The organism is Acidimicrobiales bacterium, assembly GCA_035547835.1.
GTDB lineage: Bacteria > Actinomycetota > Acidimicrobiia > Acidimicrobiales > Iamiaceae > DASZTW01.
The window spans coordinates 1-21,718 of record DASZTW010000014.1 but is presented as its reverse complement, the minus strand read 5'-3'; the positions used below and the strand labels follow the sequence as shown (position 1 = coordinate 21,718).

Here is a 21,718-nt window from a genome sequence, read left to right as displayed (position 1 = left end):
AGGCCACGCGCCCGGAAGCGTCAGGACGCTCTTTCGGACAACACCCGAGACGAGCCACCGGGCTGCATCGTGACGCCGTACAGCACGTCGGCCGCTTCCATCGTGCGCTTCTGGTGGCTCACGATGATCAGCTGCGCCTCGGCGCGGAACTCGGCCACCAAGTCGAGGAAGCGGTGCAGGTTCACGTCGTCGAGCGCCGCTTCCACCTCGTCCATCACGTAGAAGGGCGACGGCCGTGCGCGGAAGACGGCGAACAGGTACGCCAGCGCGGTGAGCGAACGTTCGCCACCCGACAGCAGCGACAGCTTGCGGACGTTCTTGCCCGACGGCCGGGCCTCGACCTCCACACCCGTGTCGAGCAAGTTGTCGGGCTCGGTGAGCCGCAACCGGCCGCTGCCACCGGGGAACAGCGTGGAGAACAAGTCGCGGAAGTTGGACTCGACATCGGCGTAGGCGGCGGCGAACACGCTGACGATCTCGGCGTCGATCGCTTTGATGACCTTGGCGAGCTCACGACGCGAGGTCTTGACGTCGTCGAGCTGCCCTTCCAGGAAGACGTGCCGCTCCTGGAGCGCTTCGAACTCCTCGAGCGCGAGCGGGTTGATCGGACCCATGATCCGCAAGTCGCGCTCGAGCTCGCGGATGCGGGCTGCCGCCGAAGTGCCCTCGGGCAGCTCGGGCTCGGCTGCGGCCATCGCTGCTGACGGCTCGGTGTCGAGGTCGCGGCGGCACGACTCGACCGCTTGCTCCAAGCGGAGCCGCAGCTCGGTCTCGTCGAGCTCGGCGCGGCGCTGACGCTCGCGGTGCGCCTCGAGCTCACGCTCGGCCTCGGCGCGCTCCTTGCGCAGCGTGTCGAGCCGGGCAGCGGCCGCGCGCGCCGCTTCCGACTGACGGCGCCGGCGCTCGCGCAGGCCGGTCAGCTCGCTGTCGATGGCTTGTTCGCGCGTGGCCACCCAGGCGGCGAGCCGGTCGACCGCGAGCTGTTGCTGATCGAGCTCGGCGCGACGCGTCGCGGCCGCCTCCCGTGCGTCGCGCTGGTGCTCGAGTCGTTGTTCGACCTCGACCAACCGGCCATGCAGGAAGTCACGGCGCTCCACCATCCCGGCCCGCTGGCGGTCGAGGTCGGCGCGCCGTGCGGCGACCGCCGACGAGCTCTCCTCGAGCCCGGCCTTGGCCTCCGCCTTGGCGGTGGCCAGCTCGCTGGCTCTGGCCTCGGCGGCTTCGAGCTCAGGCAGGAGGATCTGGAGCTCACCCAAGCGGGTGGCGGCGCGCTCGGCGCCGCGGGTCGACTCGGCGAGCTGCGCTTCGAGCGCCTCCGCTTCCCGCTGACCGTCGGCCAGCTCGCGTTCGAGACGAGGCAGCGTGTCGGCGATGGCCCGCAGGCGGTGCGCAGCCGCGTCGAACGCCTTGGCCCGCTGGGCTGCCTCCTCCTGCGCGTGCGCTGCAGCGTCGCGCGCGTTCTGGAGGGCGGCCCGGCTGGTGGCCACCGCATCGGCCGCCTGTTCGGCTTGGCGGCAGGCCTCGTCGAGCGCTGCGCCGGTGGCGCCGGTGCCGCCACCACCGAGACGCCAACCTGTGCTGGCGATGTGATCCCCGGCGCGGGTGACGGCGACGGCGCCAGGGTGCACCAGCACGAGATCGATGCCCGCAGTCCAGTCGTCGACCACCACGGCCGACGCGAGCAGCGCATCGAGCAGCCGCTCGACGTCGGGCCGCATCGCTCGGACGTGGCGACGCAGCGGCGTGCCGGGAAGGGTCGACCCCGATCCACCACCAGCGGGCTCGAGCGCGGCGCCCAGCGCCAGCACGGCGCCCGGCGACCCTGCGTGGTGCAGCGCGTCGAGCGCGCGCCGACCGGCGGCCACGTCGTCGACGACCACCGAGCCGATGGCCGCGCCCGCCGCAGCCTCGAACGCCAGCTCCCATCCGTCGTCGATCGCGACCAGGTCGAGCAACGTCCCCACCACACCGTCGACGCCGGCCAACTGCTCCGCTCCGGCTCGCGCCCGGGCTGACTCGAGGGCTTGCGCCAGGGCATCGGCGCGTGCCGTCCACCGGTGGTGCCCGCCTTCGGCCGCGCGGCGCGCGTCGTCGGCGGCGGCCAGCGCCGCGTCGGCCTCGCGTCGACGGCCGGCGGCCGCCTCCGCCTCGGCCCGGAGCTCCGACTCGCTGGCCTCGAGCTGCTGGTGCTCGGTGCGCAGCTCCTCGACCTCGGTGGTCAACCGCGCACGCTTGTCGGCCAGGGTGGCCACCCGGGTGCGGATGCGGGCCGCCTCGCTGGTCGTGCGATCGGCCCCGGCCTGCAAGGCCGCCAGCTCGCCGCGGACCTCGGCAGCTTGGCTGGTCGGCACCGGCAACGACTCGGGCCACTGCTCGGCGAACAGGGTGCGCTGGTCGTCGACACCGGCTTCGGCCTCGGCCAGCTCTTCGAACCTGGCCGCCAGCGCGGCTTCGCCTTGGCCGAGCTCGTCGAGGTCGCGCCGCAGCCGCGCGGCTTCCGCTTCGAGGGTGGCCACCACGGCCTGGTCGACGAACGCTTCTCGCGCCCGGTCGATGCCGCGCCGGCGTTCCGCCAGCACTGCGGTCTGCCCGAGGGCCTTCTCCCGCAGCGCCTCGAACCGGACGAGCGCGTCGCCGAGGTCGTCGCCACCCTGGTTCGACAGCTCCCGCTCCGCCGCGAGCACGTTCGTGTCGAGCTCGGCGAGCCGCGCGCGGAGGTCGCGCTCCGCGGCGCCGAGCTCTTGGCGCTGCGCGGTGGCGCGGCCGAGACGGGTCTCGAACTGGTTCAGCTCCCGACCAGCCACGTACACCCGCAACGCCTGGAGCTCGGCGACGACCTGACCATGGCGGCGGGCCGCGTCGGCCTGGCGCTCCAGCGGCCGCAACTGACGACGGACTTCGCGGAGCAGGTCCTGGACGCGGGTGAGGTTGCCTTCGGTGGCGGCCAACCGTCGCTCCGCCTTCTCCTTGCGGCGGCGGAACTTCAAGACGCCCGCGGCTTCCTCGATGATCAGCCGGCGGTCCTCGGGTCGGGCATTGAGCACGGCGTCGATCTGACCCTGGGAGATGATGACGTGCTGCTGGCGCCCCACACCCGAGTCCGACAGCAGCTCTTGGATGTCGAGCAGCCGGCACGGCACGCCGTTGATGGCGTACTCGCTGTCGCCGCTGCGGAACAGCGTGCGGGTGACGGTGACCTCGGAGAACTCGATCGGGAGCAGCCCCGCCGAGTTGTCGAGCGTCAGCGACACCTCGGCGCGGCCGAGCGCCTGGCGCTTCGACGTGCCGGCGAAGATGACGTCGTCCATCTTCTGGGATCGGACGGCGGAGGGCGCCTGGGCACCGAGCACCCAGCCGATCGCGTCGACCACGTTGGACTTGCCGCTGCCGTTCGGACCGACGACCACGCACACCCCGGGTTGCAGCTCGAGGACGGTCGCGTCGGCAAAGGACTTGAAGCCCTTCAGCGTGAGGGATTTCAGGAACATCCGGGGACCAGTCGATCACACCCGACGGGCGGTGCCGTGACTTTCGGCCACCGACCTCAGACTTGGCACTGCTCACACAGGTACACGGTGGTGCCGGCCATCTTCCGCTTCGAGATCACCGCCCGGCACCGGCGGCACGCCAGCCCGTCGCGCCCGTACACGTTGAGCAGTTCGGTGAACCCGCCGGGCTTGCCGGCAAGGTCGAGGAACCCGTCGTCGTCGAGCGTGACACCTCGGTGCTTCATCCCTTCGTGCATCATCTCGACCACGGCCCGGTACAGGCGGCGGATCTCCTGTGACGAGAGCTCGTTCGACATGCGATCGGGCCGCAGCCCCGCTTCGTACAGGATCTCGTCGCTGTACACGGGGCCAAGGCCGGCGACGACGGTCTGGTCGGTGAGGAAGTTCTTCAGCTTCAACTTGTTGCGGTGCAACAGTTCGCCGAAGGTCACCCACGACACCGGCTCGGCCACCGGATCGACGCCGAGCTCTGCGAGCTCTGGCAGCGCCTCGTCGACCTGGTCGCTCGGGACGACGAACAGCTGCGCCGCGCCGTCGGCCTTGTCGATGAGGCGGAGCTGACCGCCCTGGGTGAACGTGACGACCATCTGGGTCTTGGGCTCGACCTCCTCGCGGGCCGCAGCCCGCCGCAGCCGCCCGCCCGCGCGCAGGTCGATGATCAAGGTCTCGTCGGTGTCGAGCGGCACCAGGAGGATCGAGCCGCGGCGCCGGACGCTGTTGATCTTCACCCCTTCGAGGTGGCCGGCGAACTGCTTGCGGTTGGCGTGGCGGCTCACGACCTTGGCGCTGTTCACCTCCACGGACTTGATCCGCTTGCCGCCGACCTCACGTTCGAGGTCGTGGCGGAGGGTCTCGATCTCGGGAAGCTCAGGCATCTGTCGTCTCGTCGCGTCGGGGGGTGGGTTCGTGATCCGGCGCCAACGTGCCGTTGACGACATCGGGTGGGAGATGTTGGGCGTGGACTTCGCTGAGCCGCTGGACCGCCTGTTCGGCCGCGTCCTGCTCCGCTTGCTTCTTGGTGCGACCGGTGCCGGTGCCCCAGACCCCACCGTCGACCCAGACCTCGGCCCGGAACTCCTTGTCGTGCTCGGGGCCCTTCTCGCTGAGTTGGTAATCGGGTCCGTGGTCGAACAGGCGGGCGCACAGTTCCTGCAGGCGGCTCTTGTGGTCCTGGTCGGCGTCGCCGTCGGCGAGTTGCTCCAGTCGGTCGCGGAGCAGGTCGAGCACGAATCGCCGGGCTTCGTTCCACCCACCGTCGAGGTACACGGCGCCGATGACGGCTTCGAGCGAGTCGGCGAGGATCGACGGCTTCTCCCGCCCGCCCGAGGCCGCTTCTCCCTTGCCGAGCCGCAGGTGGTCGCCGAGGTGGAGGTCGGTGGCCATCTCGGCCAGCGCAGTGGCACGCACCACCGAGGCCCGTGCCCGCGACAGCCATCCCTCGCCGTGGTCCGGATAGGTCCGAAAGGCGTAGTCGGCGACGATCAGTCCGAGCACGGCGTCACCGAGGAACTCGAGACGTTCATTGGAGAGGTGGCCGGGGTGCTCCGCGCACCACGAGCGGTGGGTCAGCGCACGCTCGAGCAGCGCGGGGTCGCCGAAGGTGTGACCGAGCCGGTCCGTGAGAGGTGTCAAGCCTCCGACGCGCCTCCGACCCGGGCGTACACGTAGTCGACCGCGTCGCGGACCGACTTCAGATCCTCGAGGTCCTCGTCGTCGATGCGGAAGCCGACGGTGCGCTCACCGAGCTCCTCCTCGAGGGCTTCCACGAGCTCGATCAAGGCGAGGGAGTCGGCTTCGAGGTCGTCGGCAAACGAGTCGCCCTCCGAGATCGACGTCGGGTCGATCTCCAAGATGTCGGCCAACCGGTCGCGGATGAGGTCGAAGATCTCCTCACGCCCGATCGGGCCCCGTTCGACATGCGTCTCAGCCGGCACCAGCCGCACTCCTTGCCTCGGCGAACCGGCGGAGCATAGCCCTTGCCGACTTTGTGCGCTTGTGAACGCTGGCGGGACGGGGTCAGCCAGAAGGGCGGATGGTGGCCGAGAGGCGACCGACCAGGTCGCCGCGCACCATCTCGGCCGCCACTTCCACCGCGTTGAACACCGCCGTGGCCGACGACGAGCCGTGGCTGATGATGCAGACCCCATCGACGCCGAGCAGCATGGCCCCGCCTGTGTTGTCGGGGTCGAGCGTCTGGTACAGCGGCGCCAAGGCGGGCATGAGCGTGTCGGCGGCGGCGCGGGTGGCGTCGTCGGTGCCGAACGCACCGAGGATCGCACCCACCAGGCTTCGCATGCTGCCTTCGAGGGTCTTGAGCACGACGTTGCCGGTGAAGCCGTCGGTGACGACCACGTCGACGGCGTCGGTCATGATGTCGCGGCCCTCGACGTTGCCGACGAACGAGGCGCCCGTCGCTCGAGCCCACGATCCCTCGGCCAGCAACGCGTGGGTGGCCTTGACCAAGGTGTTGCCCTTGGTGGCCTCCTCGCCGATCGACAGCAACCCCAGCTTGGGCGCGGTCACCCCATAGCGATCGGTGGCGTACACGCTGCCCATCTGGGCGAACTGCACCAGCCAGTCGGGCTGGCACTCGGCGTTGGCCCCGGCGTCGAGCAGGATCGTCGGCCGGTCGGCGCCGGGCACCGGGATCGGCGTGGCGATGGCAGGACGCGCCACACCTCTGATCCGGCCCATCCGCAACAGTGCGGAGGCCATCGTGGCGCCCGTGTTGCCCGCCGACACCATGGCCGAGGCCCGCCCGTCGCGCACCGCTTCGGCGGCGCGCACCAGGCTGGAGTCCTTCATCCGCCGCACGCTCGAGCCCGGGTCGGCGTCCATGGCGATCACTTCGGACGCCTCGATCACGTCGAGCCCGCCGGTGTCACCCAGCTCCGCCGACCGACCAACCAGCACGACCGGCACGCCGAGCTCGTCGGCGGCGCGCCGCGCCCCCGCCACGATCGCGTCCGGAGCGTTGTCGCCCCCCATCGCGTCCACGGCAATCGGCAGCAGTCCCTCAGTGGCCGTCATCACAGTCCTCCGGGCTCAACAGCTCTGCAGACCAGGGGTCCGCCCCGGCGCAGCCGCTGGGGCGTGCGTGGCGCCGCCCCCGCACCGACGCGCCGTAGGGCGGCTGGGCCGCTCGCGGGCGCCGCGGGTCGCCACAGCCGGCGCCATCAGGATCGTGCGAAAGGGGCTCCCTCCCGCACGAGACCCTCACTCGACTTCGATGGCCTGCCGTCCGCCGTACCAACCGCAGTTGCCGCACACGACGTGGGGGGTCTTGGTGGTACCGCAGCGCGGGCACGTGCTCTGCGCAGGGGTCGACAACTTCCAGGCCGACGCCCGGCGGCTGCGGCTCTTCGCCTTCGAGGTCTTCTTCTTGGGGACAGCCATGGCGGAATCCTGGATCGAGCTCGTGGAGCACCCGGCAGGGGCGCCGGGCACGGAGAGGACAGGCTAGTGGGCGCGGACGGGGGGCGGCCAACGCCGGACCCGGTCAGTCCTGGTCGAACCGCAGCTCGTCGAGCGCGGCCCACCGCGGATCGCGCGCCGGGCCCGCCGGGTCGCCCGATTGGTTGCCTTCCCGACCGGCACCGGCGGTGTCGCCGGCCCCGGGCCCCGCACCAGTTGCGGGGTAGTGCTCGGGGTCGGGCCCCGGGCAGTCGGGCCGGCACAGCGGCGCGAGGGGCAGGGCCAGCGACGCCGCCTGGCGGACGACCGGCGCGAGGTCGATGTGGTCGCCGTCGAGCAACCACGTCTCGCCTTCGACCGGCGACGGCTCGAACACTTCTTGCACTTCCGCGGTCTCCACCTGGCGGGTGGGCTCGAGGCAACGCCGGCACGCCCCTTCCCATTCGAAGGTGAAGTGGCCGTGGACCATCACTTGCCTGCCTTGGGCCTCGACGTCGAGCGCCAGCTCCACGGGACGCTCCGTGACCCGGGCAGACGTGGTGTGGACATCGGACAGGTCGGCCGTTGCGTCGATCCGGTGCCGCTCCCCCGGATGGCGGAGCAGATCGAGGACGCGGACGTCGAGGTCGCTCAGCTGAGGTCGTCCTGGTTGAACGGGGCGCCCTCGCGATCGGCGCCGTTCGGCTCGTCTTCGGCCGGCGAGAGCGGTGGGCCCGCCAGCTTCTCCCTGCCCGCCGCCACGAGCTTCATGGTGCGGTCGAGCACGATCTCGAAGCTGGCGAGCTTCTGGTCGCAGAAGTCCTCACACTCGTGGCGCATGCGCCGCGACTCGGCCTCGGCGCCGTCCACGATGCGACGGGCGCGGGCCTCGGCCTGCTTGACGACCTCGGTGCGCTGGACCATGCGTTCGGCCTTGGCGCGAGCCGCGTCGAGGATCTCATCGCCCTCGCGGCGGACCTTGTCGAGGAACTCCTCGCGCTCCTTCAGCAGCCATCGGGCCGCCCGGAGCTCTTCGGGCAGTTGCGCGACGGCTTCGTCGATGAGCTCGAGGACCTCGTCCTTGTTGATCATCACCGACGACGACAACGGCATGGGGCGGGCCGACTCGATGAGATCGGCCGCGCGGCGCAGCAACGGCTCGGTCTGGGGAGGGTTGTGGGCGCTGCGGGTGGTGCGCGGGGCGTCGGGTGGATACGAGGGCTCGGTGCGGGCGACCGGCTGCGGTCCGGATGCCTCACCGGCGGTGGGCACGTCGTCGTGGAAGGTCATTCGAAGTCCTTTTCGGCAAGGCCTTTGGCCACCGAGGCCGGCACCAGCGAAGTGACGTCGCCGCCCAGACGTGCGATCTCTCGGATCCACTTCGACGCGATGAACGAGTGCGTGGTGGCCGACGGGATCAGCACGGTGTGCACCCCCGAGATGGCCAAGTTCATCTGCGCTTGTTGGAGCTCGGACTCGAAGTCAGAGACCGCCCGCAGTCCCTTGATGATGAAATCGGCACCGACGTCGCGGGCCAACTCGACGGTGAGCACCGTCTGGCTGACGATCGACACGTTGTCCATGTGGGCAACGGACTCCTCGATCATCTGCTTGCGCTCCTCGAGGTCGAAGAGTCCCTGCCCCTTCTGCGGGTTCCGGATCACGGCCACCACGACGTCGTCGAACAGATGCGAAGCGGTCTCGATCAGCTCGACATGGCCGTTGTGGATGGGGTCGAACGACCCCGGATACAGCACTCGTGTCACGGGCGGGGCTCCGGCTCGGGGGAAGGTGTTCGTCGCAGCAGGGTCACCACGGTACTGCCGTACGACTTCACCCTCACGATCGACCCCCAGGTCGGTGTGGGTGGCTCCGCTGGCGACTCGACCACCACGACGCCGCCGTCAGCCACCACACCCGCCACGGCATCGAGCAGCTCCATCCACGAGTCGAACGCGTACGGGGGGTCGAGGAGCACCAGGTCGAACAACTGGGTGCGGGGGTGGCGGGCCACGAACCGCGAGGCGTCGTCGGCCACGACGGTTGCCCGCCCCTCGAGGCCGGTCGCGGACAAGTTGGCGCTGACCGACGCCCGGGCGACCCGGTCCTGGTCCACGAACGTGGCGTGGGCGGCGCCGCGCGACAGCGCCTCGATCCCGAGCGCGCCGGTGCCGGCGAACAGGTCGAGGACCGACGCGTCGTCGATGGCGTCGAGCGACCGCAAGGCGTTGAAGATGGCTTCGCGCACCCGGTCGGTGGTGGGCCGCACGTCGCGCCCGCGCGGCGCGGTGAGCTTTCTGCCTCGCGCCGTCCCGGCCACCACTCGCACGCAGCGGACCGTACCGCTCCACCGGCGCAGCCCACCCGGTACGGTCCCGATCATGAGCGACGTGATCCGGATCGTGAAGATCGACCAGTCACACGTCCGCAACGCAGTGAACTCGGCGACGGCGGCCCGCCTCCACGACGAGTTCGTCGCGTTCGAGGCCGATCCCGATGCCCGCGTCGCGATCCTCACGGGTGACGACGAGGCCTTTTGTGCCGGCGCCAACTTGCGCGACCTCCCCGACCTCCGCCCGTCGGGGCCGCTCGGACCCACCCGTCTCCAACTCTCCAAGCCCGTGATCGCCGCGGTCGAGGGTTGGTGCGTCGCTGGCGGGCTCGAGCTGGCGCTGTGGTGCGATTTCCGCGTGGCCGGTTCGACCGCCCGGTTCGGCTGCCTCGAACGCCGCTGGGGGGTGCCGCTCATGGACGGCGGCACGGTCCGGCTGCCCCGCATCGTCGGCCTCGGCCGGGCGTTGGACCTGATCTTGACGGGCCGGGAGGTCGATGCCGCCGAAGCCGAGCGGATCGGGCTGGTCAACCGGGTGGTCGAGCCGGGCGCCGCGCTGGCCACCGCCGTCGAGATCGCCGAAGTGATCGCGTCGTCGCCCTGGAACGCCGTCGTGCACGACCGCAGCTCGGTGTACGAGTCCTACGGGCTCGATCTCCAGGCCGCGCTCGAGAACGAGGACCGCCACGGCCGCAAGGTCGTGTTCGCACCGGGGTTCGCCGCCGGCGTCGACGGGTTCGGCACCAACCAGGCCGAACGCGCTGCCCGTGGCGAGCGCTGACCGTGTCCACTCCTCCGCTGCAGCCGCCAACCGAGTACCCCTGCGTCGACTGTGACGGCACCTGCCACCTCATCTCCCGCCCCGACGAGGACGGCCACTTCCACGTCGGCGACCTCCTGACGTACCGCTGCTCCGACTGCATGGAGCGCTTCGACCTCGTCCTCGGCGACGAGTAGCCCGCCAAACCGCCGCCAACCATCCCGCTGTGAGCACTTGACCACCTCCACGGTGGCTGGCTGCTCACAGCAGAACGGGGTCCCGCCGGCAACCATCCCGCTGTGAGCACTTGACCACCTCCACGGTGGCTGAGTGCTCACAGCAGGGTGGGGTTCGGGCGACCGAACGTCCGCTCGGCGGGCGCCTGGCCTGCGGGGATGGTTGCGCTCCCGTACTGTCGCTGGCATGCAGCTCGGGATGATCGGACTCGGCCGGATGGGCGCCAACATGGTCAAGCGGCTGTTGGCCGCCGGACACGAGTGCGTGGTGTACGACGTGCACCCGCCCGCAGTCGAGGCGTCGGTGACAGATGGCGCGACCGGTACCGGGTCGCTTGCCGAGTTGGTCGACAAGATGGCGGCGCCGCGCCACATCTGGCTGATGGTGCCCACCGCACTCGTCGACCAGGTGGCCAACGACCTCGTGCCGCACCTGTCCGCCGGCGACACGGTCATCGACGGCGGCAACTCGCACTACATCGACGACCTGCGTCGCTCGAACGAGCTGGCGGCCAAGAAGATCGACTACGTCGACGTCGGCACCAGCGGCGGGGTGTTCGGGCTCGACCGGGGCTACTGCATGATGGTCGGCGGCCCGGACGACACCGTGGGCCGGCTCACGCCGATCTTCGAGGCGTTGGCGCCGGGCATCGACGCCGCGCCCCGCACCCCGTCGCGGGCAGCGGGCAAGGGCCCGAAGGGGAGCACGGCCGAGCACGGTTGGTTGCGCTGCGGCCCGGCCGGGTCGGGGCACTTCGTGAAGATGGTGCACAACGGCATCGAGTACGGCCTGATGGCGGCGTACGCCGAGGGCCTGAACATCTTGGCGCACGCCAACGCCGGCAAGACCGAGCAGGACGCCGACGCCGAGACCACCCCGATGGCCGAGCCCGAGCGCTACCAGTTCGACCTCGACCTGTCGGAGATCGCCGAAGTGTGGCGACGAGGGTCGGTGATCAGCTCGTGGCTGCTCGACCTCACCGCCGACGCCTTGGCCGGTGACCCGCAGCTCGACGCGTTCGGCGGGCGGGTGAGCGATTCGGGCGAAGGGCGCTGGACCGTGCTGGCCGCCATCGACGAGACCGTCCCCGCGCCGGTGCTGGCCACCGCCTTGTTCTCCCGGTACTCGTCGCGCGACGCCGACCAGTTCGCCAACAAGGTCCTGTCGGCGATGCGCTTCCAGTTCGGCGGCCACCTCGAGAAGCCGGCGCAGCAGTGAGCGGCGCCAAGGCCGGCAGCCGCGCCGACCCGCGGTCCGACCGGCGGTCCGACGCCCTCGTCTTCTTCGGCGCCACGGGCGACCTCGCGTACAAGCAGATCTTCCCGGCGCTGTACGCCATGGTGCGCAACGACCGCCTCGACGTACCGGTGATCGGCGTGGCCAAGGCCGGCTGGGATCTCGAGCAGCTCAAGAAGCGGGCCGAGGACTCGGTGAAGACCCATGCCGACAAAGTCGACCGCAAGGCGATGACCAAGCTGCTCGGCCTGCTCCGCTACGTCGACGGCGACTATGGCGAACCCACCACGTTCGAGGCGCTGCGCGCCGAACTGGGCGACGCCCGGCGGCCGCTGCACTACCTCGCCATCCCGCCGTCGATGTTCGAGACCGTGGTCACCGCGCTCGGCCGCGACGGCCACAAGTCCACCGGGGCGCGGGTGGTGGTCGAAAAGCCCTTCGGGCACGACTTGGCCAGCGCGCAGCAGCTCAACCGGGTGCTGCTCGCCGCCTTCCCCGAGGAGAACGTCTTCCGCATCGACCACTACCTCGGCAAGGAGCCGGTGCAGAACCTGCTGTTCTTCCGGTTCGCCAACACCTTCCTCGAGCCGGTGTTCAACCGCCACCACGTCCGCCACGTGCAGCTCACGATGGCCGAGGACTTCGGTGTGGCCGACCGGGGTGCGTTCTACGACGCCACGGGCGCCACCCGCGACGTCATCCAGAACCACATGTTGCAGGTCGTCGCGCTGCTGGCCATGGAAGCGCCGTCGGACATGAACCACGAGTCGGTCCGCGACGCCAAAGCCATGTTGTTGAAGGCGATCCGCCCACTCGACACGGGGTCGATCGTGCGTGGCCAGTACCGCGGCTACGTCAAGGAGAAAGGTGTGGCGCCGGGCTCGACCGTGGAGACGTACTCGGCCGTCCGGCTCGCCATCGACACGTGGCGCTGGGCCGGAGTGCCGTTCGTGATCCGCGCCGGCAAGCACCTCCCGGCGCACGCCACCGAAGTGCTGGTCGAGTTCCACCAGTCGCCCCAGGTCATCTTCGAGGAGCGCGACATCGGCGGGCGCAACTACGTGCGCTTCCGCCTCAGCCCCAACGTGGTCACCGCGCTGGGCGCCCGCTACAAGGCACCCGGTGAGGCGATGGTCGGCGAGGCGGTCGAGCTGCTGGTCAACGACGACGCGTCCGACGACATGGAGCCCTACGAGCGCCTGTTGGGCGACGCCATGGACGGCGACCCGCAGCTGTTCGCGCGCATCGACGGTGTGGAGGCGGCGTGGCGGGTGGTGCAAGACGTGCTCGGCGACGCCGTGCCCGTCCACCCCTACGCCAAAGGCACGTGGGGGCCGGCCGAGGCCGACGGGTTGGTCGCCGACCTCGGCGGGTGGCGCGATCCGACCGACGCACCTGGAGGCACGACATGACCTCGCCCACCGACCTCCCGGCCTGGCAGGCGCTGGTGGCCCATCACGGCCAGGTCCGCGACCTGCAGCTGCGCGACCTGTTCGAGCACGACGCCGACCGGGGCACCCGCCTCACCGCCGAAGGCGGCGGTTGGTTCCTCGACTACAGCAAGCACCGCGTCACCGACGAGACGATCACGCTGCTGGTGCAGCTCGCCCGCGAGTCCGGGCTCGCCGAGCGGATCGAAGCGATGTTCCGTGGCGACCACATCAACGTCACCGAGGACCGGGCGGTGCTGCACGTGGCGCTACGGGCGCCAGCCGACGCGGTGATGGAGGTCGACGGCCACGACGTCGTGCCCGACGTCCACGAAGTGCTGGGGCGGATGGGTGCGTTCGCCGACCGGGTGCGCAACGGCGATTGGACCGGTCACTCGGGCAAGCGGATCCGCAACATCGTCAACGTCGGCATCGGCGGCTCCGACCTGGGGCCGGTCATGGCCTATGAAGCGTTGCGCCACTACGCGCAGCGCGACCTCGCGGTGCGGTTCGTGTCGAACATCGACGGCACCGACTTCGCCGAGGCCACGCTCGGCTTCGACCCCACCGAGACGTTGTTCATCATCTCGTCGAAGACGTTCACCACGCTCGAGACGCTCACCAACGCGCACACCGCCCGCGACTGGGTGCTGGCGGCCTACGACGGCGACGAGTCGGCCGTGGCGAGGCACTTCGTGGCGGTGTCGACCAACGCCAAGGGCGTGGCCGACTTCGGCATCGACACCGCGAACATGTTCGGCTTCTGGGACTGGGTCGGTGGTCGCTACTCGTACGACTCGGCCATCGGCTTGTCGCTGATGATCGCCGTCGGGCCCGACGCGTTCGCCGAGATGCTCGCCGGGTTCCACGAGATGGACGAGCACTTCCGCACCACCCCGTTCGAGCACAACCTGCCGGTGCTGCTGGGCCTGCTCGGCGTCTGGTACATCAACTTCTTCGCCGCCGCGACCCATGCGGTGCTGCCGTACGACCAGTACTTGCACCGCTTCCCCGCCTACCTCCAGCAACTCGACATGGAGTCCGACGGCAAGCACGTCGACATCGACGGCAACCGCGTGACGTACCTGACCGGGCCGGTCGTGTGGGGGGAGCCGGGCACCAACGGCCAGCACGCCTTCTACCAACTGATCCACCAGGGCACGCGCCTGATCCCGGCCGACTTCATCGGGTTCGCCAGACCCCTGACCCCGCTCGGTCGCCACCACGACCTGCTGATGGCCAACTTGTTCGCGCAGACCGAGGCGCTGGCCATGGGCCGCACCGCGGAGGAGGTGCGAGCCGCGGGCTCACCCGAGCACCAGGTGGCCCACCGGGTGTGCGAGGGCAACCGACCCACCAGCACCCTGCTCGCCGACCAGCTCACCCCGCGCCGGCTCGGCGCGCTCGTGGCCCTCTACGAGCACAAGGTGTTCACGCAGGGCACGATCTGGCGCATCGACAGCTTCGACCAGTGGGGCGTCGAGCTCGGCAAGGTGCTGGCCACCGCCATCATCCCCGAGCTCGAGTGCGCCGACGACCCGGCCCTCGCCCACGACTCGTCGACCAACGCCTTGATCCGCCGTTACCGAGCGTCGCGCTGATCGTCGGCCCGACGCCGCGCCCTCGGGCGCGCCCGCGGGCGCAATCCGACAAGGCTGTCGCACCCCGTCGGTAATGGCCCCGAATGTTTGGCTCGTTTGTTTCGGATTCCGAAAGGAACGAGCCAAACATCGGCGCAGTTCAGTCGTCGAGGCCGGCCTCGCGGCGGAGTTGGCGCCAGTAGTGGTAGCGGCGGGCGACCATCGCCAGGTACGCCACGCCGAGCGCGCCGAGGCCGGCGCCGGCGAACAAGTTCCACAGCGCCAGCACGACCAGGCCGACGAGCACGATGACGACGCCGACCGCGGCATCGGCGAGCAGCACCGATCGCCAGTTGCTCGCGTACGGGGTGCGGGCCTGCTCGGCGCGGCGCTCGGCCCGACGTTGGGCGGCGGCGGGCCGGACCGGTCGGCCAGGGCGCGCGGCACGGGAGTCGCGGCTCCGTCGGCCGGGCCCAGCCGAGCCACCGGACCCAACCGAGCCACCGGACCCAACCGAGCCACCGGACCCAGCCGAGCCACCGGACCCAGCCGATCCACCGGACCCAGCCGAGCCGTGGGGCCCGCGGCCGGACGATCGGTCGTCGCGGGTCACGACTTCAACAGGAAGTCGGCCTCGTCCTCACCGAGGAACAAGTCGACCTCCTCCCTGAGCAGCGGATGGTCGGCGAGTTGCGGGTCGGCGTCGACCAGTTCGAAGGCCACTTCGCGGGCACGCTCGACCCACACCCGGTCGCGCCGCAACGAGGCCAGCTTGAGGTCGTTGCGGCCCTTTTGGCGCTCGGCCATCAACGTGCCCTCACCGCGGAGGTCGAGGTCGATCTCCGCGAGCTCGAACCCGTCGGTGGTGCGCACCATGGCAGCGAGCCGCTCCTCGGCTTCGCGGGTGGTGGCGGCGCCGACCAGGTAGCAGCGCGACGTGGCCGAGCCGCGGCCAACCCGGCCGCGGAGCTGGTGGAGCTGCGCGATGCCGAAGCGGTCCGCGTCGAGGATCACCATGACGGTCGCGTTGGGCACGTCGACGCCGACTTCGATGACGGTCGTGGCCACGAGCACGTCGAGGTCGCGGCGGCGGAACTGGTCCATGACCACCTCCTTGTCGGCCGACGGCACCCGCCCGTGCAACAGGCCCACCCGCAAGCCGGTGAGCTCGCCGGCCGACAACCGCTCGAACGTGTCGGTGGCCGAACGCACTTCGAGCTTCTCGGACTCGTCGACCAGCGGGCACACCACATATGCCTGGCGCCCGGCGGCGACTTCGGTGCGGACGTGATCCCACACCGGAGCTTCGGCGGCGGCGACCGCGGGGTCGTCGGCCTCCGCGTCGCCCGGGGTGCGGATCCAGATCGTGTCGATCGGGGTGCGACCGGGGGGCAGCTCGTCGAGCACCGACACGTCGAGGTCGCCGTACACGGTCATGGCGGCGGTGCGCGGGATCGGCGTGGCGGTCATCACCAGCACGTCGGGCGTGTGCTCACCGCCGGACTTGTCGCGCAGCGCGGCACGCTGCTCGACCCCGAAGCGATGCTGCTCGTCGATCACGACCGCGCCGAGCGACCGGAACTCGACCGCCTCCTGGATCAGGGCATGCGTGCCGATCAGCAGGTCGACGTCGCCGGCGGCGAGCTGCTCGAGGATGCGTCGCCGCTCGGTGGGGGTCACCCGGTTGGTGAGCAGCTCCACCCGCAAGGGTCGCTCGCCGAACAGGGACGTGCCGCCGTCGCCGATCGTGAAGCCCTCCAACAGCGCCTTGATGCCCAGGTGGTGCTGCTCGGCCAGCACTTCGGTGGGTGCCATGAGCGCGCCCTGGTGACCGTTCTGCACCGCGACCAGCAGCGCCGACACCGCCACCACGGTCTTGCCAGCACCCACGTCGCCCTGCAGGAGCCGGTGCATGGGATGAGGTCCCGCCAGGTCGGCGTCGATCTCCGCGATCGCCCGCCGCTGCGCGCCCGTGAGCGGGAACGACAGGCGCTCGTGGAACGCCGACACCAGGTCGGGCTCGCCTGCGGGGCCGGGGCCGATGCGGTGCACCAGACCGGTGCTCGCGCGCTCGAGCGCGCGCTTGCGCAACACGAGGGCGAGCTGCACCCGCAACAGCTCGTCGAACACCAGTCGCTTGCGGGCCGCGGTGGCCTCGCCCATCGTCTCGGGCAGGTGCACGGTTCGGAACGCCGACGTGCGGTCGATCAGGTCGAGCCGGTCGAGCACCTGCTCGGGCACGGCCTCGGCGAACTCCCCGGCCCGTTCGAGCACCTCGGTCATCCACCGGCTCAGGTCCGACGACGTGAGGCGCTCCTTTTCGGACTGCGGGTAGACGGCCACGATCTTGCCGGTCTGGGTGCCGACCAGGTCGACCAGCGGGTTCGCCATCTGCAGCCGCCCGCGGTTCTCGGTGACCTTGCCGAACAAGATGCACTCGGCGCCCGCGGGGAGCTGCCGCTCGCGCCACCCCTGGTTGAAGAACACCACCTGCAAGTGCCCGCCGGAAGGGTCGGCGACCTCTGCCGTCACCAGGGCCATCGGGCGTCGGCCCCGCGCACCCCGGGTGCGACGGCCGCTGATGCGGCGCACGGTCGCCATCACCATCACTTCGTCGCCCACCCGCAGGTCGCGGATGGCCTGGAGGTTCGTGCGGTCGATGTAGCGACGGGGGTAGTGGGTCAACAGGTCGAGCACGGTCTCGATCTCGAACGCGCGCTCGAGGGCCTCGGCGTACTTGGGTCCGACCCCTCGCAGCTGCGTGACGGGAAGCGCTGCCAGTTGCGCGAGCCGACGAGCCACGACCCCGAGACTACGAGGCGTCCGGCGTCGACCTGACGAGGCCCGGGCGGGCATCTCGCCACGCAGTGCTCACCGAGGGTTCGCCAAGCGGTCTCCCGGTGGCAACCGGACCGACAGGTCGGGCTCCTACGGTCGAAGCGACAAGCCTCCTCGCCCTGGCCTGAGCGCCAGGGTCCATCACGCCGGCCGCAGCCACTCCAGCCAACGAAGGTGCGGGTGGCAGCGGCCGAGCAAGACGCGGTCCCCCGCCGCTCCACGGCGGAACCGCTGGATGCCGAGCAGCGTGGCGACGCGCAGCTCGTCGGACGCATCGGCATCCAGCGGTGGGGCGGCGAGATCGTCGAGCACCCCGGGGCCCTCAGCCGACAGCCACGTGACCGACCGCCCGCCGGCGGCCAGGTCGGCCACCGCGGCCGCGAAGTCGGGGCGGCGCTCGCGGGGCAGGTAGGTCATCACCCACGAGTGCCACAGCACCAGGTGCGCGTCGGCCGGGGCGGTCGACGCAGCACGCGCCAGGTCGTCGACCATGTCGCCGGTCACCAGGGTCGGCGGGTCGGCCCGGGCCAGCGCCACGGCTGCCCGGAAGCGGGCCACCCGCTCCACCTGCTCGGGCCACAAGCACGCTTCGAGCCAGCGGATCTCGGCGTCGTCGGCGACACGGATGGGGCTGCGGTCGAGCCCGGCGCGCCACGACAGTGGCGGCAGGGCCGGCTCGAACGGCGGTGCGATCGCGCCGAGCACGTCGCAGTCGAGCTGCACGGGTGAACCGGCCGGGCCGAAGCGGCCGGGCAGCTCGTAGCGGTCGAAACCGAGGTTGAGCCCGGCGCTGGTTCCCACTTCGAGCAAGGCCACCGGCTGATCGGGCAGGTCGGCCACCGCCGCGCCCAGCGCGGCCCGGAGCGCCACGCAGCGGTTGACCTCGTTCGTCTGGGTCATGCGGGTGGACAAGAGCGCGACGAGCTCGTCGTGACGGTCGAGACAGAACTGCCGGAACACGGGATACGCGTCGCCCGCGGGAACCGGGCGGCCGGTCACCGACGGGTAGAACGAAGCCAGCTCCGAAGCGGGCTCGGCGAGCACGAGGAAGTGGACGGCGGCGAACAGCAGCGTCGGGCGCGCTTCTCGGGGGGCCGCGTGGGCGAGCAGGCCGAGGATCTCGGGATCACCTGCCGCGCGGATGGACAACGCCGCGTACAGCGGAGCGGTCCGGTCGCACTCGCTGCGGGCGAAGTACCGGAAATGGACCGCGAGCCGTGCCAGGAAGTCCGGCTCGGTGACGGTCATTCAATACCGATCAGGTACGGGTAGAGCGGCTGCCCGCCTTGGTGGACCTCGACGGCGAGGTCGGGGAACTGCTCGCTGGCCCACGCCGTGAGCTGGCGGGTGACCGCGGCGGTCGCGCCGTCGCCCTCGATGAGCGTGAGGATCTCGTGCTCCGCGGTGATGATGGCGCCGAGCAGCACCGTGCAGGCACTGGCGAGGTCGGGCTCCACCGCACGGATGCCGTCGGCCGCGATGCCGAGCCAGTCGCCGGCCGCGATGGGGCCGACGTCGCTGGAGCTGTCGCGCACGGCGCGGGTGACCTCGGCGGCGGTGACGTTGGCGGCGCACTCCCCCATCGACGCCACGTTGGCGGCCACCTCGGCCTGGGGGTCGTACGCCAGCAGCGCGGCGAAGCCCTCGGTGACCGACCGGGTCGGCACCACCTGCACCTGCTTGGAGGTCTGCGCGTCGACCTGCTCGGCCACCGGGATGATGTTCTTGTTGTTCGGCAAGATCACCACCTGGTCGGCCGGGCACGCCTCGACCGCTTCCACGAGCTGCGCCGTCGACGGGTTCATGGTCTGCCCGCCGGTCACGATCACCTGCACGCCGAGGGAGTGGAAGATCCGGCGCACGCCGTCGCCCACCGACACGGCCACCACCCCGCACGGCACCGGCTCCGGCGGCGGCGCGTCGCCGGCCGGTGCTGCCGCGCCCTCGCGCACCCAGCGCTCCTCCTCCACCTGCTCGAGGAGGTCGGTGACGCGGATGTTGCGGGGCCGGCCGCAGTCGAGCGCCGCCTCGATCGCGGCGCCGATGTCGTCGGTGTGGACGTGGCAGTTCCACAGGCCGTCGCCGCCGACCACCACGATGGAGTCGCCGAGACCGGCCCACACGTCCTTGAACGCGGGGATCGTGTGGTCGGGGGCTTCCAGGAAGTACATGACCTCGTAGCGGAGGTCGGACAAGCCCGGCTCGTGGTCGTGGTCGTGCGCGGCGAACCCCGCTGCCGGGTCGGCGCCGGTGATCTCCGGGGCCTCGGGCAGCGGGCGGCCGTCGGCCACGTGGAGCGCGGCATCGAGCAGCAGGAGAAAACCGGTGCCCCCTGCGTCGACCACGCCGGCCTCGGCGAGCACCGGCAACAGGTCGGGGGTGCGCTCGAGGGCGGCGCGCCCGGCGAGCTGGGCAGCTTCGAGCACACCCACCAGCGACGCGCCCTCGGCAGCGGCGCCTGCCGCGGCTTCGGCCGACTCCCGCACGACCGTGAGGATCGTGCCCTCGACCGGCTTCATCACGGCTTCGTATGCGGCGGCCGACGCCCGCCCGAGTGCGTTCGCCCAGCACGCACCGTCGCCGTCGGGCTCGGCCTGGGCGACGTCGGCGATGCCGCGCAGGATCTGCGACAAGATCACGCCGGAGTTGCCCCGTGCCCCCATCAGCGAGCCGTGGCTGATGGCCTTGCACACCGCGGCGAGGTCGGCGCCGCCGCCAGCCGGAGTGACCGGTTCGAGCTCGGCCACCACCGATTCGAGGGTGAGTGCCATGTTGGTGCCGGTGTCGCCGTCGGGCACCGGGTAGACGTTGAGCCGGTTGACGACTTCCTGGTGGCTGCGGAGCGCATCTCGGAACGCGACGATCACCTGACAGAGGTCGTCGGCGCCCAGCCGCTCCAGGATGGCCATGGGGGACGATCGTAGTGAGGTCCGGGTGGCCCACCTGCTCCGGCCCGGCTTGTCGGCAAGGGCCGCCGGCCCGTACCATGGTCAGCCGTCCTGGCAGGCCCATCGTGGCCAACGACCTTGAAGGTGGATCCATGGCTTCGGTGTGTGAGGTGTGCGGCAAGCACCCCTCGTTCGGCATGAACGTCAGCCACTCGCACCGGCGTACCAAGCGCCGGTGGAACCCCAACATCCAGCGCGTCCGGGCCATCGTCGGCGGCAGCCCCAAGCGGATCGACGTCTGCACGTCGTGCCTCAAAGCGGGCAAGGTCGTCAAGGCCACCCGCTAGTGGTGCGTCTGCCCCGGTCACCGTCGACTCGACCGTGACGGCCGGCGGCACGAATGGGACCCGCAGGTGACCGCTCGGTAGGGTGGCGGTCCCAGCGTGGTCGCGACCTCTTTGGGCCGGTACCACGTTCCCCCGTGTGAAGCCGGAGACCAATGACTGCAACGACGTCCAATCAGAAGCTGCGCGACTGGGTCGACCACTGGGCCGGGATCTTCCAGCCCGATCAGGTCCACTGGTGCGACGGTTCCGCCGAGGAGTACGACCTCTTGGCGCAGAGCCTCGTCGACGGGGGTGCGTTCGAGCGCCTCGACGACGTCAAGCGACCCAACAGCTACCTCGCGCTGTCTGATCCGGCCGACGTCGCCCGCGTCGAAGAGCGCACGTTCATCGCGTGCGAAAACGAGATCGACGCCGGTCCCACCAACAACTGGCGCGCGCCGGCCGAGCTGCGCGAAGAGATGCTGCGCTTCTACACGGGGGCGATGCGCGGCCGCACCATGTACGTGGTGCCGTTCTCGATGGGACCGCTGGGCTCGCCGATCGCGCACATCGGTGTGCAGCTCACCGACTCGGCGTACGTCGCCGTGAACATGCGGATCATGGCGCGGATGGGCCAGGCGGCCCTCGACGTGCTGGGCGGCGGCGACTGGGTGCCGTGCCTGCACTCGGTCGGCTACCCGCTCGTCGACGCCGACGGCAACGCCCGGCCCGACGTCCGCTGGCCGTGCGACGCCGACAACAAGTACATCTCCCACTTCCCCGAGACCCGCGAGATCTGGTCGTACGGCTCCGGATACGGCGGCAACTCCCTGCTGGGCAAGAAGTGCTACAGCCTGCGCATCGCGTCCGTGATGGCCCGCGACGAAGGCTGGCTTGCCGAGCACATGCTGATCCTCAAGCTGACCAGCCCCGCAAACAAGGTCCACTACGTGGCGGCGGCGTTCCCGTCCGCGTGCGGCAAGACGAACCTGGCGATGCTCGAGCCCACGATCGCCGGGTGGAGTGTGGAGACCCTCGGCGACGACATCGCCTGGATGAGGTTCGGCGAAGACGGCCGCCTGTACGCGACCAATCCGGAGTTCGGGTTCTTCGGCGTAGCGCCGGGCACGGACTGGACCACGAACCCCAATGCGATGCGTACGCTGGAGGCGGGCAATTCGCTGTTCAC

General features: G+C 70.8%; 21 protein-coding genes. 7 read left to right on the top strand and 14 right to left on the bottom strand.

The features are described from left to right. Positions 1–20: 20 nt before the first annotated feature. The 10 genes from smc to rsmD all read right to left on the bottom strand — a co-directional run bounded on the left by smc (position 21) and on the right by rsmD (position 9,231). Positions 21–3,488, bottom strand: coding sequence for a chromosome segregation protein SMC (gene smc / locus VHA73_11380; protein HVX18623.1), 3,468 nt, complete (start codon positions 3,486–3,488; stop codon positions 21–23). 56 nt (positions 3,489–3,544) lie between these two features. Further along, on the bottom strand, positions 3,545–4,384 hold the full coding sequence (mutM, locus tag VHA73_11375; GenBank protein ID HVX18622.1) for a DNA-formamidopyrimidine glycosylase: 840 nt from the start codon (positions 4,382–4,384) through the stop codon (positions 3,545–3,547). Then, positions 4,377–5,141 (bottom strand): ribonuclease III, encoded by a 765-nt coding sequence (rnc, locus tag VHA73_11370; GenBank protein ID HVX18621.1) that lies wholly within the window; start codon positions 5,139–5,141, stop codon positions 4,377–4,379. The genes mutM and rnc overlap by 8 nt, the downstream gene beginning before the upstream one ends. Continuing rightward, positions 5,138–5,443, bottom strand: coding sequence for a phosphopantetheine-binding protein (locus VHA73_11365; GenBank protein ID HVX18620.1), 306 nt, complete (start codon positions 5,441–5,443; stop codon positions 5,138–5,140). The genes rnc and VHA73_11365 overlap by 4 nt, the downstream gene beginning before the upstream one ends. A gap of 82 nt (positions 5,444–5,525) precedes the next feature. Further along, positions 5,526–6,539, bottom strand: coding sequence for a phosphate acyltransferase PlsX (plsX, locus tag VHA73_11360; protein ID HVX18619.1), 1,014 nt, complete (start codon positions 6,537–6,539; stop codon positions 5,526–5,528). A gap of 186 nt (positions 6,540–6,725) precedes the next feature. Further along, a complete protein-coding gene (rpmF, locus tag VHA73_11355; GenBank protein HVX18618.1) occupies positions 6,726–6,905 on the bottom strand; it encodes a 50S ribosomal protein L32 in 180 nt (59 codons plus the stop codon). Positions 6,906–7,008: 103 nt separating this feature from the next. After that, on the bottom strand, positions 7,009–7,434 hold the full coding sequence (locus tag VHA73_11350; protein HVX18617.1) for a DUF177 domain-containing protein: 426 nt from the start codon (positions 7,432–7,434) through the stop codon (positions 7,009–7,011). 119 nt (positions 7,435–7,553) lie between these two features. Further along, complete coding sequence (locus VHA73_11345) at positions 7,554–8,192, bottom strand: ATP synthase F0 subunit B (GenBank protein HVX18616.1); 639 nt, start codon at positions 8,190–8,192, stop codon at positions 7,554–7,556. Then, the gene (gene coaD / locus VHA73_11340; GenBank protein ID HVX18615.1) at positions 8,189–8,668 is read right to left on the bottom strand and encodes a pantetheine-phosphate adenylyltransferase; all 480 of its coding nucleotides are present in this window, start codon (positions 8,666–8,668) and stop codon (positions 8,189–8,191) included. The genes VHA73_11345 and coaD overlap by 4 nt, the downstream gene beginning before the upstream one ends. Further along, a complete protein-coding gene (rsmD, locus tag VHA73_11335; GenBank protein HVX18614.1) occupies positions 8,665–9,231 on the bottom strand; it encodes a 16S rRNA (guanine(966)-N(2))-methyltransferase RsmD in 567 nt (188 codons plus the stop codon). Before rsmD ends, coaD begins: the two co-directional genes overlap by 4 nt. A 52-nt stretch (positions 9,232–9,283) precedes the next feature. Here rsmD and VHA73_11330 point away from each other — a divergent pair, with 52 nt between their 5' ends. The 5 genes from VHA73_11330 to pgi all read left to right on the top strand — a co-directional run bounded on the left by VHA73_11330 (position 9,284) and on the right by pgi (position 14,498). After that, positions 9,284–10,015 (top strand): crotonase/enoyl-CoA hydratase family protein, encoded by a 732-nt coding sequence (locus VHA73_11330; GenBank protein HVX18613.1) that lies wholly within the window; start codon positions 9,284–9,286, stop codon positions 10,013–10,015. 2 nt (positions 10,016–10,017) lie between these two features. Further along, a complete protein-coding gene (locus tag VHA73_11325; protein ID HVX18612.1) occupies positions 10,018–10,191 on the top strand; it encodes a hypothetical protein in 174 nt (57 codons plus the stop codon). 133 nt (positions 10,192–10,324) lie between these two features. Further along, positions 10,325–11,449, top strand: a complete 1,125-nt coding sequence (gnd, locus tag VHA73_11320; protein HVX18611.1) for a decarboxylating 6-phosphogluconate dehydrogenase — start codon at positions 10,325–10,327, stop codon at positions 11,447–11,449. Next, positions 11,446–12,879 (top strand): glucose-6-phosphate dehydrogenase, encoded by a 1,434-nt coding sequence (gene zwf, locus VHA73_11315; GenBank protein ID HVX18610.1) that lies wholly within the window; start codon positions 11,446–11,448, stop codon positions 12,877–12,879. The genes gnd and zwf overlap by 4 nt, the downstream gene beginning before the upstream one ends. Further along, positions 12,876–14,498, top strand: coding sequence for a glucose-6-phosphate isomerase (gene pgi, locus VHA73_11310; GenBank protein HVX18609.1), 1,623 nt, complete (start codon positions 12,876–12,878; stop codon positions 14,496–14,498). The genes zwf and pgi overlap by 4 nt, the downstream gene beginning before the upstream one ends. A gap of 139 nt (positions 14,499–14,637) precedes the next feature. On the opposite strand, the gene VHA73_11305 is transcribed toward pgi, so the two are convergent. The 4 genes from VHA73_11305 to VHA73_11290 form a co-directional block, all read right to left on the bottom strand. Next, on the bottom strand, positions 14,638–14,820 hold the full coding sequence (locus tag VHA73_11305) for a hypothetical protein (protein HVX18608.1): 183 nt from the start codon (positions 14,818–14,820) through the stop codon (positions 14,638–14,640). Positions 14,821–15,086: 266 nt separating this feature from the next. Next, a complete protein-coding gene (gene recG / locus VHA73_11300; GenBank protein ID HVX18607.1) occupies positions 15,087–17,279 on the bottom strand; it encodes an ATP-dependent DNA helicase RecG in 2,193 nt (730 codons plus the stop codon). A 177-nt stretch (positions 17,280–17,456) separates the two neighbouring features. Continuing rightward, positions 17,457–18,563: a DUF2332 domain-containing protein gene (locus tag VHA73_11295; GenBank protein HVX18606.1), complete on the bottom strand. Its 1,107-nt coding sequence runs from the start codon at positions 18,561–18,563 to the stop codon at positions 17,457–17,459. Beyond that, positions 18,560–20,224 (bottom strand): DAK2 domain-containing protein, encoded by a 1,665-nt coding sequence (locus VHA73_11290; protein ID HVX18605.1) that lies wholly within the window; start codon positions 20,222–20,224, stop codon positions 18,560–18,562. Before VHA73_11290 ends, VHA73_11295 begins: the two co-directional genes overlap by 4 nt. 131 nt (positions 20,225–20,355) lie before the next feature. Between VHA73_11290 and rpmB the strand changes: the two genes are divergently transcribed. After that, complete coding sequence (gene rpmB / locus VHA73_11285) at positions 20,356–20,550, top strand: 50S ribosomal protein L28 (protein ID HVX18604.1); 195 nt, start codon at positions 20,356–20,358, stop codon at positions 20,548–20,550. A 152-nt stretch (positions 20,551–20,702) separates the two neighbouring features. After that, the coding region (locus tag VHA73_11280; GenBank protein ID HVX18603.1) for a phosphoenolpyruvate carboxykinase (GTP) at positions 20,703–21,718 on the top strand (1,016 nt) is incomplete at its 3' end.

What these genes read in the sequence shown, in the direction of transcription:
- smc (HVX18623.1), bottom strand. Translation starts at nt 3,488, where the DNA reads ATGTTCCTGAAATCCCTCACGCTGAAGGGCTTCAAGTCCTTTGCCGAC.
- mutM (HVX18622.1), bottom strand. Translation starts at nt 4,384, where the DNA reads ATGCCTGAGCTTCCCGAGATCGAGACCCTCCGCCACGACCTCGAACGT.
- plsX (HVX18619.1), bottom strand. Translation starts at nt 6,539, where the DNA reads ATGACGGCCACTGAGGGACTGCTGCCGATTGCCGTGGACGCGATGGGG.
- rpmF (HVX18618.1), bottom strand. Translation starts at nt 6,905, where the DNA reads ATGGCTGTCCCCAAGAAGAAGACCTCGAAGGCGAAGAGCCGCAGCCGC.
- VHA73_11345 (HVX18616.1), bottom strand. Translation starts at nt 8,192, where the DNA reads ATGACCTTCCACGACGACGTGCCCACCGCCGGTGAGGCATCCGGACCG.
- VHA73_11330 (HVX18613.1), top strand. Translation starts at nt 9,284, where the DNA reads ATGAGCGACGTGATCCGGATCGTGAAGATCGACCAGTCACACGTCCGC.
- pgi (HVX18609.1), top strand. Translation starts at nt 12,876, where the DNA reads ATGACCTCGCCCACCGACCTCCCGGCCTGGCAGGCGCTGGTGGCCCAT.
- VHA73_11295 (HVX18606.1), bottom strand. Translation starts at nt 18,563, where the DNA reads ATGACCGTCACCGAGCCGGACTTCCTGGCACGGCTCGCGGTCCATTTC.
- VHA73_11290 (HVX18605.1), bottom strand. Translation starts at nt 20,224, where the DNA reads ATGGCCATCCTGGAGCGGCTGGGCGCCGACGACCTCTGTCAGGTGATC.
- rpmB (HVX18604.1), top strand. Translation starts at nt 20,356, where the DNA reads ATGGCTTCGGTGTGTGAGGTGTGCGGCAAGCACCCCTCGTTCGGCATG.